Source organism: Enterobacter sp. 22499, assembly GCF_052044815.1.
In the GTDB taxonomy this organism is placed as follows: domain Bacteria; phylum Pseudomonadota; class Gammaproteobacteria; order Enterobacterales; family Enterobacteriaceae; genus Enterobacter; species Enterobacter bugandensis.
In genome coordinates, this window is sequence record NZ_JBQENR010000008.1 from 144930 (window position 1) to 157351 (window position 12422).

Annotated in this window: 14 protein-coding genes and 3 pseudogenes; 4 read left to right on the forward strand and 13 right to left on the reverse strand. The window is 53.0% G+C overall.

The annotated features are described in order from the left end of the window. Nucleotides 1–770: 770 nt before the first annotated feature. Together ACTJI7_RS19960 and ACTJI7_RS19965 are read right to left on the reverse strand one after the other, a co-directional pair. Complete coding sequence (locus ACTJI7_RS19960; protein ID WP_028014145.1) at nt 771–1127, reverse strand: hypothetical protein; 357 nt, start codon at nt 1125–1127, stop codon at nt 771–773. Nucleotides 1128–1613: 486 nt separating this feature from the next. After that, nucleotides 1614–2510: pseudogene (locus ACTJI7_RS19965) on the reverse strand (LysR family transcriptional regulator); the annotation flags it as partial. Between the two features lie 98 nt (nt 2511–2608). On the opposite strand from ACTJI7_RS19965, the gene ACTJI7_RS19970 reads away from it, so the two are divergent. Next, on the forward strand, nt 2609–3331 hold the full coding sequence (locus ACTJI7_RS19970; RefSeq protein ID WP_047367534.1) for an SDR family oxidoreductase: 723 nt from the start codon (nt 2609–2611) through the stop codon (nt 3329–3331). 53 nt (nt 3332–3384) lie between these two features. Here the strand turns inward: ACTJI7_RS19970 and ACTJI7_RS19975 are convergent, their stop codons facing one another. The 3 genes from ACTJI7_RS19975 to ACTJI7_RS19985 all read right to left on the reverse strand — a co-directional run bounded on the left by ACTJI7_RS19975 (nt 3385) and on the right by ACTJI7_RS19985 (nt 5738). Further along, nucleotides 3385–4131: an SDR family oxidoreductase gene (locus ACTJI7_RS19975; RefSeq protein ID WP_063155573.1), complete on the reverse strand. Its 747-nt coding sequence runs from the start codon at nt 4129–4131 to the stop codon at nt 3385–3387. Between the two features lie 101 nt (nt 4132–4232). Next, the gene (locus ACTJI7_RS19980; RefSeq protein ID WP_047367536.1) at nt 4233–5114 is read right to left on the reverse strand and encodes a helix-turn-helix domain-containing protein; all 882 of its coding nucleotides are present in this window, start codon (nt 5112–5114) and stop codon (nt 4233–4235) included. A gap of 18 nt (nt 5115–5132) precedes the next feature. After that, nucleotides 5133–5738 carry an NADPH-dependent F420 reductase gene (locus ACTJI7_RS19985; protein ID WP_049136903.1) on the reverse strand — a complete coding sequence of 202 codons (606 nt, stop codon included), beginning with the start codon at nt 5736–5738 and terminating at the stop codon, nt 5133–5135. 119 nt (nt 5739–5857) lie between these two features. Between ACTJI7_RS19985 and ACTJI7_RS19990 the strand changes: the two genes are divergently transcribed. The 3 genes from ACTJI7_RS19990 to ACTJI7_RS20000 all read left to right on the forward strand — a co-directional run bounded on the left by ACTJI7_RS19990 (nt 5858) and on the right by ACTJI7_RS20000 (nt 8681). Next, complete coding sequence (locus ACTJI7_RS19990) at nt 5858–6763, forward strand: LysR family transcriptional regulator (protein ID WP_317845830.1); 906 nt, start codon at nt 5858–5860, stop codon at nt 6761–6763. A 111-nt stretch (nt 6764–6874) separates the two neighbouring features. Next, entirely contained in the window at nt 6875–7651 is a 777-nt protein-coding gene (locus tag ACTJI7_RS19995) for an isocitrate lyase/PEP mutase family protein (protein WP_440670819.1), read from the forward strand. After that, nucleotides 7635–8681, forward strand: a complete 1047-nt coding sequence (locus ACTJI7_RS20000) for a bifunctional transcriptional activator/DNA repair enzyme AdaA (RefSeq protein WP_045631577.1) — start codon at nt 7635–7637, stop codon at nt 8679–8681. Before ACTJI7_RS19995 ends, ACTJI7_RS20000 begins: the two co-directional genes overlap by 17 nt. Nucleotides 8682–9027: 346 nt before the next feature. On the opposite strand, the gene ACTJI7_RS20005 is transcribed toward ACTJI7_RS20000, so the two are convergent. The 8 genes and pseudogenes from ACTJI7_RS20005 to ACTJI7_RS20040 form a co-directional block, all read right to left on the reverse strand. After that, nucleotides 9028–9357: a TA system toxin CbtA family protein gene (locus ACTJI7_RS20005; RefSeq protein ID WP_323282851.1), complete on the reverse strand. Its 330-nt coding sequence runs from the start codon at nt 9355–9357 to the stop codon at nt 9028–9030. A 10-nt stretch (nt 9358–9367) separates the two neighbouring features. Further along, nucleotides 9368–9754 carry a type IV toxin-antitoxin system YeeU family antitoxin gene (locus ACTJI7_RS20010; RefSeq protein ID WP_248194574.1) on the reverse strand — a complete coding sequence of 129 codons (387 nt, stop codon included), beginning with the start codon at nt 9752–9754 and terminating at the stop codon, nt 9368–9370. Nucleotides 9755–9776: 22 nt separating this feature from the next. Then, nucleotides 9777–9998 carry a DUF987 domain-containing protein gene (locus tag ACTJI7_RS20015; RefSeq protein WP_241950344.1) on the reverse strand — a complete coding sequence of 74 codons (222 nt, stop codon included), beginning with the start codon at nt 9996–9998 and terminating at the stop codon, nt 9777–9779. Between the two features lie 14 nt (nt 9999–10012). Next, nucleotides 10013–10481: pseudogene (locus ACTJI7_RS20020) on the reverse strand (JAB domain-containing protein). Between the two features lie 11 nt (nt 10482–10492). After that, the gene (locus ACTJI7_RS20025; protein WP_323283342.1) at nt 10493–10963 is read right to left on the reverse strand and encodes an antirestriction protein; all 471 of its coding nucleotides are present in this window, start codon (nt 10961–10963) and stop codon (nt 10493–10495) included. Nucleotides 10964–10978: 15 nt separating this feature from the next. Beyond that, nucleotides 10979–11233, reverse strand: coding sequence for a hypothetical protein (locus ACTJI7_RS20030; protein WP_072035668.1), 255 nt, complete (start codon nt 11231–11233; stop codon nt 10979–10981). Next, nucleotides 11233–12041 (reverse strand): annotated as a pseudogene (locus tag ACTJI7_RS20035) (DUF932 domain-containing protein). Before ACTJI7_RS20035 ends, ACTJI7_RS20030 begins: the two are co-directional and overlap by 1 nt. A 97-nt stretch (nt 12042–12138) precedes the next feature. Next, a complete protein-coding gene (locus ACTJI7_RS20040) occupies nt 12139–12372 on the reverse strand; it encodes a DUF905 domain-containing protein (protein WP_323283344.1) in 234 nt (77 codons plus the stop codon). Between the last annotated feature and the right edge of the window lie 50 nt (nt 12373–12422).

Here is a 12422-nt window from a genome sequence, read left to right on the forward strand (position 1 = left end):
CTCTGGAGAAGGTAAAGGGCGCCCCCGGCGGAGTTACTGTTTTTTAAACAGCACTCACCGTCTTTTTTAGAGCGAACGATGCCCGCCAGGATTCAGAGTGGCAACATCAGAGCGAATGTAATTACTTACGAGACAGAATGTTTGTTATGCGTATTTTGTGCCTTATAAAACCCTGTAATTAATAGAGGATTTGGTTTTGAGGATATAAAAATGATATAGCCAGAAAACGGTGAATGTGCAAATTAAGCTTTCGTAAATAAAGAGGTAGATCGTAAAGAGGCCATTAATTTATTGATGAGGTTTATGTATTTGTTTTATTACTAGATTGTTTTTGTTGGCTTTTTTCTGATTGCAGTATACTTTTTTATTTATGTTTTAGATGTGGTTTAATAATTGATAGTGTCGTTTTTGAATGCAATTAAAAATGTTATTATTTAAAGCTGCTTAATCATGGTTTAAGTTAGGATAACATTCTTGATGTAGGATATATTATATTAATAGGGATTTAAAATATATTCTTATGTGGTGTTGAAATTATGCTACTGCGAGCAGGAAATATAATAACCTGCTGTATTTTCAATACGGTCATTCATTAACCTGATACTGAGGGCGAAAAAAAATGACCACAGTGATGTGCATCCGGACATTTGCATCAATCCTATCTGTCGTCATAAGGCGGCGAACAAAAAGGGGCAGATATACACGACGTATCGCTTTTATTCGAAGCAATAAAAAAGGCCGCTAACGCGGCCCTGAGGTGAGTGTGTCGGTTATTCAGTGACTTTCTTTTCCAGCTCGCTGGCACCTTCTTTGGTTTTGTTCCAGCCTTTCTCTGCGCCTTCTTTAGTGGCATCCCACCCCTTCTCGGTGCCTTCTTTGGTTTTATGCCAGGCTTTCTGGGAATCTTCGCTGACTTTGCTGCCAAAGCTTTCGCTCTTACCTTCCGCAGCATGCTGCTGTTTCAGCTTCAGCTCTTCGCCTTTGTTCTGCTCTTCGTGCAGTTTTTGCTTCGCTTCGTTGGCGTTTGCGTTCGCCGCAGCGACGGTATCGTCAGTTGCATGTGTGGTCGCAGCAAATACTGGGGAAGCCAGCAGAACGGCAGATAATGCGATAATTGTTTTTTTCATAATATCCTCATTTAACGTTATCGGTTATGAGCGTGATTCAGCATGGCACAGACGAAGCGGGGTGGCTTTAGGAAAAAACTGTAATGAGATCAAAGTACCCAGGCCAGCGCCCCTTGCTTGAGGATCACCCGAAGGATAAAAAACCTATTTCTATGAGGGCTGCAAGGGTCAGCAGAATAAAGAAAATAACGACCATGGGTCTGTACATTTTAAGGCTCCATCCTTGTGTGATGTCTTGTCCAGCGTACGGGATACATCGTTAAGCCATCCCCGGCACGACATATCCCCTGAGTGAATTGTGTCCGTTTTTACTTTTCCATGGGAGGAGGGCGGTGTCGTTGATGTTTATCAAAGGGCAACGGCAGGGTAAGGAAAATCTGCATGAAAGTTACTGGCCTTTTTAGCGTTTAACGCTTTACGTTGCCGCTGGCTGTCGCCACTGGCTGTCGCCACTGGCTGTCGCCACTGGCTGTCGCCACTGGCTGTCGCCACTGGCTGTCGCCACTGGCGGACGTGCTCGATCAGGGCTCTTAGCTTGGGCGCCATATTGTGACGCTGGGGGAAATAGAGATAAAAGCCTGGAAAAGACGGAAGAAACGTATCCAGCAGGGCAACAAGCTGCCCCGTTTCAATATACGGAGTGAATGTATCCTCCGTGGCTAAGGTTATGCCGCCGCCGGCCAGTGCCAGGCTGAGCATAAGGCGCAGATCGTTTGTGGTGATCTGCGGTTCAATCGCCACATCGAAAGGAACGCCCGCCTCCTCAAATTCCCAGCGATAGGGGGCAACGTCCGGGGCTGGGCGCCAGCCGATACACCGGTGAGCCACCAGCTCGCGGGGGTGCTCAGGTACGCCGTGAGTCGCCAGATAGGACGGTGAAGCCACCACCCTCTCACGCTGCTGACCCGTAAGGGGAACGGCGATCATGTCTTTTTCAATAACTTCACCCAGCCTTACCCCGGCGTCATAGCCCGCCGCCACGATATCGAACTCCTCGTCCGACACGAAGATATCAAGCGATACCGCAGGATGCGTAGCCGCAAACGAAGCGAGCAGCGGGCCAGAGAGAAACGCTTCCGCGATTGAGGTGACCGCGATTCTGAGCTGGCCGCGCGGTGTGCTGTCCGACGCGACGTCTTCAAATGCCGCTTCAATATTGGCGATGGGGGCCTGCAACGATTTACGCAGCCGTTCCCCTGCTTCAGTGAGGCTTACCGAGCGCGTGGTGCGCATCACCAGCAGGGTTTGAAAACCATCTTCAAGACGCCTAATCCCCTGGCTGACAGCGGAGCGGGTTATGCCCAGCCGCGCGGCGGCAGCGCTAAAGCTACGCTCCTCGGCGACCGCCAGAAAAACGGGTAACAGATTGAGATCGATTTTCATTGTTTAATATTGCTAACCAGTGAGTCCAGTAAATGCAGGATACAAGAAACAATGGTGAGTATCTATTATCACGTTGAACTCAACGTAAGGAGCAAAACATGAACAAAGTTATCTTAATTACCGGTGCATCAAGCGGTATCGGAGAAGGTATTGCCAGAGAGTTAGGCAAGGCAGGCGCGAACGTTTTCCTGGGCGCTCGCAGGCTGGATCGCATCAACGCCCTGGCTGCTGAAATCCGCAGTGCAGGGGGGGAAGCAGAGGCCGCAGTCTTAGACGTTACCAGCCGCCAGTCGATGGCTGACTTCGTACAGGCAGCGCGTGAAAAGTGGGGCCGCATTGACGTGCTGATTAACAACGCGGGCATCATGCCTCTTTCTCCGCTTTCGGCAGGCAAGCAGGATGAGTGGGAGCGCACCATTGACGTGAATATCAAAGGCGTGCTGTGGGGGATAGGCGCCGTTCTGCCGATTATGGAAGCCCAGGGGTCGGGACAAATCATTAATATCGGCTCGATTGGTGCCTTGTCCGTGGTGCCCACGGCTGCTGTCTACTGTGCCACCAAATTCGCCGTACGGGCGATTTCGGATGGTTTACGTCAGGAAAGTTCGAACATCCGCGTGACCTGCGTTAACCCTGGGGTAGTGGAAAGCGAACTGGCCTCGACCATTACGCACCCGGAAACCATGGCGGCGATGGACGCGTACCGTGCTATTGCCCTCAAACCTGCTGATATCGCCCGCGCTGTGCGCCACATCATCGAGGCGCCTGAGAGTGTCGATACAACAGAAATTACGATCAGACCGACGGCATCTGCGAACTAACGTTGCGGATGAAAATTAGCGGGTCAGGCCATTGCCTGACCCGCTTTACTTTCTTACCACGGCTGCTCGGTCGGCATAATAAACAGCTCTGCCACATCCACATGTTCCGGTGCCTGCAGCACGTAAACAATCGAGTCGGCGATATCATCGGCTTTCAGGAACGTCATCTTCTCCTTCAGCTGTTCCATCTGCGCACGATAATTTTCGTCACTGATATGCTCGAATAATTCACTTTCTACGGCACCCGGCTGGAGTGAGGTGACGCGAATGTTGAACTGCGGCGCCACTTCCATACGCAAAATATCCGAGAAGGCGGCAACGGCGTGCTTCGTTGCACAGTACACCCCAAGTCCGGGGAACGTTTTGCGCCCAGCGATCGACGAGGTATTGATGATGTGACCAGACCGCTGCGACTGCATAATCGGTAGTACGGCCGCTACAGTGTTAAAGAGGCCTTTTACGTTCACGTCTACCATTTGGTGCCATTCATCGACTTTGAGGCTGGCAATATCAGAGATCGGCATCAGCCCGGCGTTATTGAAGGCGATATCAATGTGGCCATAGCGTTTATGCAGTGTCGCGACCCCTTCATTAATCGAGGCCGGGTCAGTGACGTCCATAACCAGCGCAATGGCTTCACCGCCAGCAGCCTCAATTTCAGAGACCAGCGCCTGCAGGCGATCCAGGCGGCGGGCGGCGAGACCGACCCTGACGCCCTGTTTCGCTAATTTTTTTGCCGTGGCGGCACCAATCCCGCTTGAAGCACCGGTGATGAGAGCGACTTTATCTTTAAGTTCCATAACTGATCCTCGAGAGAGTTAATTTCAACGCTTCAGAAAGAACGTCTGAAGTACGGGTCAATAATGGATGTTTCAGGCGGTGGCTTCGCGCGGGCTTTTGCTCAAACTGTCGGACTTTTGCTGCGAACGATATCGCTGCGATAGTGCGAGGGCGTCACGCCGTTATGCCTGAGGAAGACGGCAGCAAAATGGCTGGGGCTGGTGTATCCCACGTTCAGGGCAATATTGATAATGGAATCATTGGTTTCCGACAGCATGCGGCGCGCTTCCTCCATGCGTAGCCGGATAAAATAGTGGGAGGGCGAAAGCCCGGTCGACTGTTTGAAGGCGCGGCTAAAATGGTATTCGCTGAGATCGGTCAGCTTAGCCAGCCGTGCCAGGTCAAACGGCTGGGCCAACCCTTCCCGCATTGCCGTAAAGACCCGGTGCAGTTTAAATGCCTGCAGACCTCCCCGGTGTCGTTTCGTATGTGTGCCGTAGGTGCGAACCAGGTGTACCGTCAGCGCTTGGGCAATCCCCTGGATAAAGGGGCCGCTTGGGGGAGTTTGCAGATACAGCTCCTGGCGTATCTGCTCCAGCAGCGCGGATAGCGTTTCGTCGCGCGCGCCGGAGACTTCCCGCAGTTCACACTCCTGCATCATGGCCACGCCGATATACACATGCATGACGACGAACGGTATATCTGGCTCGGCTTGCCACCGCATTTCAGTGGGAGAGGCCGCCGTCGTGAGAAAGAAATCGCCTGCGGTAACGCGGTTTGCTAACCACGCCTCGCCTGGGGAACGCTCCTCAACAACGGCTTGACCAGAAAGGATCCAGACGATAAAGGGCTCCGGAACCGCCGGAATAATGACGTTTTCCTGGACTTGTCTGCGGGCCAGAATTTGAACGAATACATCCCGGGAAGATTGCGCCCGATGCTCCCGGAGCAGCTTGCCGGGAAGGTATTCTTCAAACGTCTCTGCGGAAGTTCGCTGAGTCATCGTTAGCGTTGCCTTTTGCTATGCCAGTTGCACCAGATTTACCCCCGGAAGAGGCCCTCCAGGGAATTGTTGTAGCGTCCCGCCGATCTCAAGACTGCCTAAATCAATGCTTGCGAAGCCCAGTTGCCCGGCTAACGCTTTCACTTCCGCCTTCGCCTCTGCATCGTCTCCGGAGATAAAGACGACACGATGGCCACCCGCTTGCGCCGGATCCTGAGCCAGCACCCCTGCAAGAAGGGTATTGAAAGCTTTGACGACGCGTGCCCCTGGCGCCCACTGGGTCACAAGCTGGCTTGAGTTTTTTCCACCCAGTTCTGCCAGTTTATAGCCGGGCAAAAGTACCGGGTTCGTGGCGTCAATCAGGATGCGTCCATTCCAGGTAATTCCGCTTAACGCGGCTTCGGTTTTGTCCCAGTTAGTGCTGACAAAAACGATGTCAGCTTCAGCGGCCTGTTGTGCGGTGCCTGCGCGAGCCCCGCGGCCCAGTCCTTCAACCACATCAGACAGGCTTTCCGGCCCGCGGCTGTTGCTCAGAATAACGTTCATGCCCGCATTTACCAGCTGTTTCGCAAAGGCTTGCCCAATTGCACCAGCGCCGATAATACCTACAGTTGTTGTTTTCATGCTTAATTTCCTTCAGGAAGAGTAGTGAACATGCGTAGAGAGTAGTAATCTCCGTCCTATCTGAGTAGCCTACATAATTAGATGGATTCCATCTGCCGGAGCGATACATGCTGGACGGTATGTCTGTTGATCAACTGCGCACATTTATTGCCGCCGTTGATGAGGGAAGTTTTTCGGCCGCCGGGCGTAAACTGCGGCGCGCGCAGTCGGTTGTTAGCGCGACGCTGGCCAACCTTGAGGCGCAGGTCGGATTCCCATTATTCGATCGCTCCGGGCGATATCCGAAACTGACGGAGGCGGGCGTCGCGATGCTGGAAGCGGCACGCCTTGCCGCTGCCGGGATGGACGCCTTCAAGGCTAAGGCGCGCACCTTAGCCGAAGGGCTGGAGCCTGAACTGGCGGTCTCCGTCGATGTGATGTTTCCTGTTGCGCAGCTCACCGCTGCGGTGCAGGCATTTCATCAGGTATTTCCCGACACGCCGCTGCGTTTGTATGTGGAAGCATTAGGGGCGGTTCTCCAGCCTCTGCTGGACGGCCACTGTCGGGTGGCGATTATCGGCTCGCTGCCGCATATTCCGGCTGGATGCACCTCTGAATTCCTTCTCAACGTGCCAGCCGTGGCCGTTGTCTCTCCTGAACATCTGCTGGCTAACCTGCCAGGGCCGATCCTTCGCTCGCTTTTAGCGGAACACGTCCAGCTGGTGCTGGCCGATCGTTCGTCGCTTACCGTGGGCCGGAGCTTTGGCGTGATGTCGTCAAAAACCTGGCATTTGGCCGATATGGGCGCGAAGCACGCTTTCCTGCGTGCCGGGCTTGGATGGGGTTATATGCCGCTGCCAGTGGTTGAGGAGGATCTTGCGACGGGTAAATTGGTCACGTTGAATTTGCAGATGCAGCCTGACGTCGGACCGGGTTTTGCCATGCAGGCCGTGCATTTAGAAGAGCATCCTCCGGGCCCGGCTGGCCGCTGGTTCATTAATAAGCTCAAAATGCAGGTTAGCGCAGCTGGTTTACAACAGATCTGACTGGTCTGCGAATCCAGACTACGCTTGCTAAAAAATGGTCGTCTGAATTTCGGTTGTGACGTTCATACTGAATGCTTAGATTCATTTTCAATCTATTGAGAGGAAATGAATATGAATTTTGCAGAACTCCACAACCAGGATCAGCCCCTGCTTATCGCTAACGTTTGGGACGCCGCCAGTGCTGTCGCAGCGCAAGAAGCAGGCTATCAGGCACTGGGAACGTCCAGTGCAGCAATAGCGTCCATGCTGGGATATGAAGACGGGCAGGGAATGCCGTTTGATGCGTTATTTTATGTGGTCACCCGTATCCGGGCTGTCAGCAGCCTGCCATTGAGCGTTGACATGGAAGCAGGATATGGTGATTCAGCCGAAGAGATAGTCGCTAATCTCAGGCACCTTGCTCAGACAGGCGTAGCAGGCGTTAACCTTGAAGACAGCAGAGTCATTAATGGTAAGCGTCAGCTTGACGATATCTCTGATTTTTCCCGTAATCTCAGAACAGTATGCAATGCGCTGAGAAGCGAAAACTGTAGCCTGTTTCTGAACATTCGGACTGACACTTACCTGCTCGGGCATGATGACGCATTGCAGGAGACGATATTACGGGGTCAGAGCTATAAAGCTGCAGGTGCTGATGGCCTTTTTGTTCCCTGTCTGACGTCAGAGAAAGACATCAGCCTCATTGCAGAGGCAACGGGTCTGCCTCTGAACGTCATGTGTATGCCCGATCTTCCGTCGTTCGACAGGCTGAAGCTGGCCGGGGTAAACCGCATTTCAATGGGCAATTTTGTTCATTCAGCCATGCAGTCAACGCTGAGTGATGTAATGCATGTGATTCGAACTCGTCAGACGTTTGCAGGACTTTTTAGCGATGAAAATAACCGATAAGAATTTGTGTGATATCTGGTATCAGGCATTACTCGAACGAGATTCAGAATATACCGGCGTATTTTTTGTTGGCGTCAAAACTACTGGCGTATTCTGCATTTCGGTATGCCGGGCGCGAAAGCCCAGGCGTGAAAATGTTGAATTTTATAAAGATGCCAAATCTGCCCTGGCGGACGGCTTTCGTCCCTGTAAGGTCTGCAGACCCGCTGAAAATGCGCACAGCGCGCCATTATTTGTTGAACAGGCGCTTGCGCTTGTCAGGCGCGATATTAAATCCCGTGTGGCTGACGCGCAGCTTCGCCAGCACGGAATCAGTCCGGAGAGGGTAAGACGCTGGTTCCTGCAACATCACGGCATCACTTTTCAGGCTTTCCAGCGAATGCAGCGGGTGAACGTTGCCTTGCAGGAGCTTAAAAGCGGACGAGCGGCTACTGACGTGGCGCTGGACAATGGCTATGAATCCCTGAGCGGGTTTGGTTACATCTACAAGCGGCTTACTGGCGCAGCGCCGACTCAGGCAACCGAGGTGATTGTCATTCATCGGTTTACCACTACGCTTGGGCCTATGTTTGTCTGCGCGACAGAGCGGGGAGTGTGTCTGCTGGAGTTTACCGATCGCCGGATGTTAGAAACGGAATTCCGCGATATCCAGCGTTTATTTAACGCCAGAATTGTCACCGGAGAAAACAGCCATACCCGGCAGACAGTAAAAGAAATCAGCGAGTATTTTGCCGGAACTCGCCGACAGTTTGAGCTCTCTGTGGATGCCCCGGGCAGTGATTTTCAACAATCCGTCTGGCATGAGTTGCGTGCAGTTCCTTATGGACAGACTTCGCACTATCAGGCCATTTCGCTAGGGATGAATAAGCCTAATGCTGTGCGCGCCGTCGCTGCAGCTAATGGTGCAAACCGGATTGCGATTGTGATCCCTTGTCACAGGATAATTGGCAAAGATGGAAAGATGACGGGTTACGGCGGTGGTATTTCGCGCAAAGAATGGCTCATTGAGCATGAGCGAAACAATGTTTGATGGCGTAATGTTCCATTGTTGCCGGAATATTTTACGAACTTCGCGGGATAAAATGCAGGCACAAAAAAGCCCGCAGGGCTTGCGCCGTGCGGGCTCTTAGGACTTCATCGGATGACTCTGGTAATCACCGATGGAGAATTTTGGTGGGCTGGCGGAGTCTGAATTGGTTGTGTAACTTGTTGTTTAATAGCTGATAACCTTCAGTTCAATTTTCATTTTGGTCCCATTGTTGGTCCTAAAAGAAAATGTCAGGTTTTTTTGCAGGGGAGGGGAGGTTATAGTAGAAGTCTCTTCGTCAGTGAGATTAGCATTTTGCTTTCCTCTAGTCTGCTCTGTATTTAAGCGTTTATTTCACATTAATTTTTAGCAAGCCGGTAGAGCGCCTTGCTCGCAGAATATCCACTATGGAAATATAGGGGGTTTGTTCTTGCCACGAAAATCCCTTTTGGTCGATACGTACAAGCCCGTATTTTTCGACAAGAAAGTTCACCGCATCGCTGAGCGATACTCCAGCATCAATATGTTCTCGTATGGTGGTTTCATTACTGAATGGTGTGTCATTCAACGTCAGGCCATAGTGCTGCGATAACAGATGAGTCAGCAGCCGTTGCCAGGTTTCAACGGGTGACAGATTGGGCTGAGTCGCCCGTGTCGGGTGTGATGATAAGGTTTGCATGATGTTTGCTCTATGAGTTTAAGAGATAAGCGTAGAGTTGATGGGGTTCATGCTGGTCGGGATAAATAGCGATGTAGACATAGCCACAGGAGCCGAGTGTGTCAGCTTCGCAAGTCAGTCTATTGTGATATAGCGTGATGCGGTGCTGATAGCGGGAGGTGAGCTCACCGGAAACGAGCATCAACTCCAGCTGTTTAAGCAATACCGGAAACGCCTGGTCGAGATGACGTAAATCCTCATTGTTGAATGTTCCGGTGATACTTGCCCGGTCAGCCAGATAATGCAGCCGGTTGCCTTCCTGTACCAGCCGTGCGCCAAGACACGGCGTGACGGTGGGTTTAAGTCCCCACCAGGGTTCGGCAATATCATGGTTTGCTACAGGTGTTGTGTTCTGCATTTAAGTAATCCTTAACTGTGCGTTAATTCAGGGTAACGCTGCGCAATACGACATACGGGCCATTGCGGTCCTGGCGACGCTCCGCGAAGACCGCGAGCACTCCGCTGATATCCTGGACCTCACGACCAGCGTAGTGGCAGATACTGCCGGACCATGTGTATTTACCCGTGCAGAAGGGAAATAACCGGGACTGCGGATGCTGGCGGTATATCGCCATTGCCTGACGTTTGCTGATGATTTTCATCGCTATTTCTCTCCTTAAATCCAGCCTCTCTCAGAAAACGAAACTATTTCCATGCCGCCGACCACCAGGTGATCCAGCAGACGGATATCCACCAGGTCCAGCGCCTGCTGAATACGCGTGGTGATCTGACGATCGGCCTTGCTGGGTTCGGCAAGCCCTGACGGGTGGCAATGGGCGACAATGACAGCGGCGCAGTTGTATTTCAGACCGGTCTTCACCATGGACCTGCGTATGGTTGATGGTGCCGGTAAAGAGCGTTTCGTGGGCTATCAGGCGATGCTGGTTATCGAGGAAGAGTGCGGTAAACTCTTCGCGCTCCAGTGACGCGAGCTGCAGACGCAACCAGTCACGTACTGAGCTACTGGAGGTAAATGCCACGCCAGGTTCGCGTAGCTGGCACGCCAGCAGGGTTAAGGCTTCCCTGATGGTTTGCTGGTCAGCAGGGGCTAATTCACGTGCAAACAGCGGTAACTGTTGTTCCATCGTCTTATCCCTCAGTCGATGATGTGCATGATGGCACCACATTCCGCGTGGTTCAGCGCATAGTCGCGCAGGCGGTAGTAGTGCTCCGTCATGGCGTCGCATTCGGTACGGCAGGCGTGGTGGCTGTATGCCATCAGACAGACGGCTATTCCGGCAGCTTCGGCACTGAGTTCACCGCCGTTGCCGTTCATAGTGTTGAACAGCGACCACGACTCACTGTTCTCCGCTTCCGGGGCCATAAACGCCCCGCCGTTGCTGAGAGTATAAAAATTCCAGATACCGCCGTTGTAGTCTGCGCAGAAGCGGTCCATCCACGTGAAGATGGTCGGCTCAAGGATTATCCACTGCGGTATGCTGCCGAAGTGCTGCGGCCAGAAGCCCACACGTTGCTCATCAGGTACGAGCGTGGCGTTAATCTGATGTTGCGCTGCAAACGGAACGCTTTCTTCCGAGGTGAAGAGTGGCAGAGTGTTGCGGGTCATGTTGTTTTTCCTTGTTCATTCATTAAGTTGGGGAGACCGGTTTAACCTGAGTGACGGGCAGGATTGCGCATAGCCGTCTTCATCACAGTGTGAGGGCCAGCGGTCGTCGGTGAGGCTTAACCGGCAGAGGCTGAGTTCGCCGGGGCGGTAGAGCAGATGGGTGCACCACGCGCACAGGTCGTCATCAGAGATGGCGCGGCAGCCTGGCTGGTTCGCCAGAGATACCGGATATATTCCGGCCTGGCGGGCGTCCGCAGGAACATACCGCATCAGCTCAGAGCCTGCTGCATCTGTTCCGCCATCCCCCATAAAGCCCTGTTGAGCTTAATGTCGCGATCAATTCCGTTAACCGCGCGGGTGTGGCTGCGTTTGCCCTTCGCGGTACGCCACCTTTCAGCAGGTTTTCCTGGCAACGATTGAAGACCGACCACAGGTCGTTCTGGCGATCTTCATAGCGTCTCGGCGTCAGTATCTGGGATGCCGTTACCGGCTGGTGCTCTTCACCAAAGCGGTACGTCAGCGCCGCTCTGGCAAACGCCTGCTGTGCCGGTGGAGGGAGTAGCAGCGATTGCATCGCATCCCGCTTCTCTTCAACCCGGTCAAATATCCCCAGCACCTCATAAGCCCCTTCAATGACTTTCTCCACCACATTGCCCTTGTGCGGCACGCGCACCTCACCAAAGGTTTCGCCACAGACGAGCCCATTCTGGCAGACAAAGCGAAACAATCCCGGCAGCATCTGGTATGAGCTGGAGCCGTCGTGACTGTTAAGCAGGATGATTTCGGGGACCTGTTTACCGGTGATTTGCCCCTCACGCCGAAGACGCAGCATGTGCTTTGTGTGGTCGCGTTTATTCAGGTCGCGCACGCGTGTCTGGCAGGCAAAGAACGGCTGGAAACCTTCCCGCTGTAGGTTATCCAGCAGGGTGATGGTCGGAATGTACGTGTAACGCTCGCTGCGGGATTCATGTTTTTCTTCGCAGAAGACGCTGGGCACGTAGTGCGCCAGTTCATCGCGGGTTAACGGACGGTCGCGGCGGATCTGGTTTATCCGCCCGAAGCGGCTTGCTAAGCGCATGGTGAGTACCTCTGTAGTTAATGAAACGGCATAAACAAAAAAGCCATGCATCCCGAAGGGAACACGGCCGGTTGGTGTGGTCGGGGCCTGAGGTGAGTCAGGGTTGGGATATTCTGTGGCTGGCGATGTAGAGGTTAAGCCATTCCCCGGCGCTGGCTTCAAAACTCCACGCTCGCCAGATCAACTGCCCCTCGCTGTCCCGAATCACCAGCCGAAAATGTGTACCCAGGTCGTCTTCGATAGCAACATTGAGGTAAACCGCCACCACAGCCTCTGCCTGTTCACGGGTGAACGAACCGGGAGGTAACGGTGAGTCGTCAATGCTTTGCATGGTGAGTTCCTTAGCAGGCACAAAAACAAACGCCCTGCTCATTCGAGCGG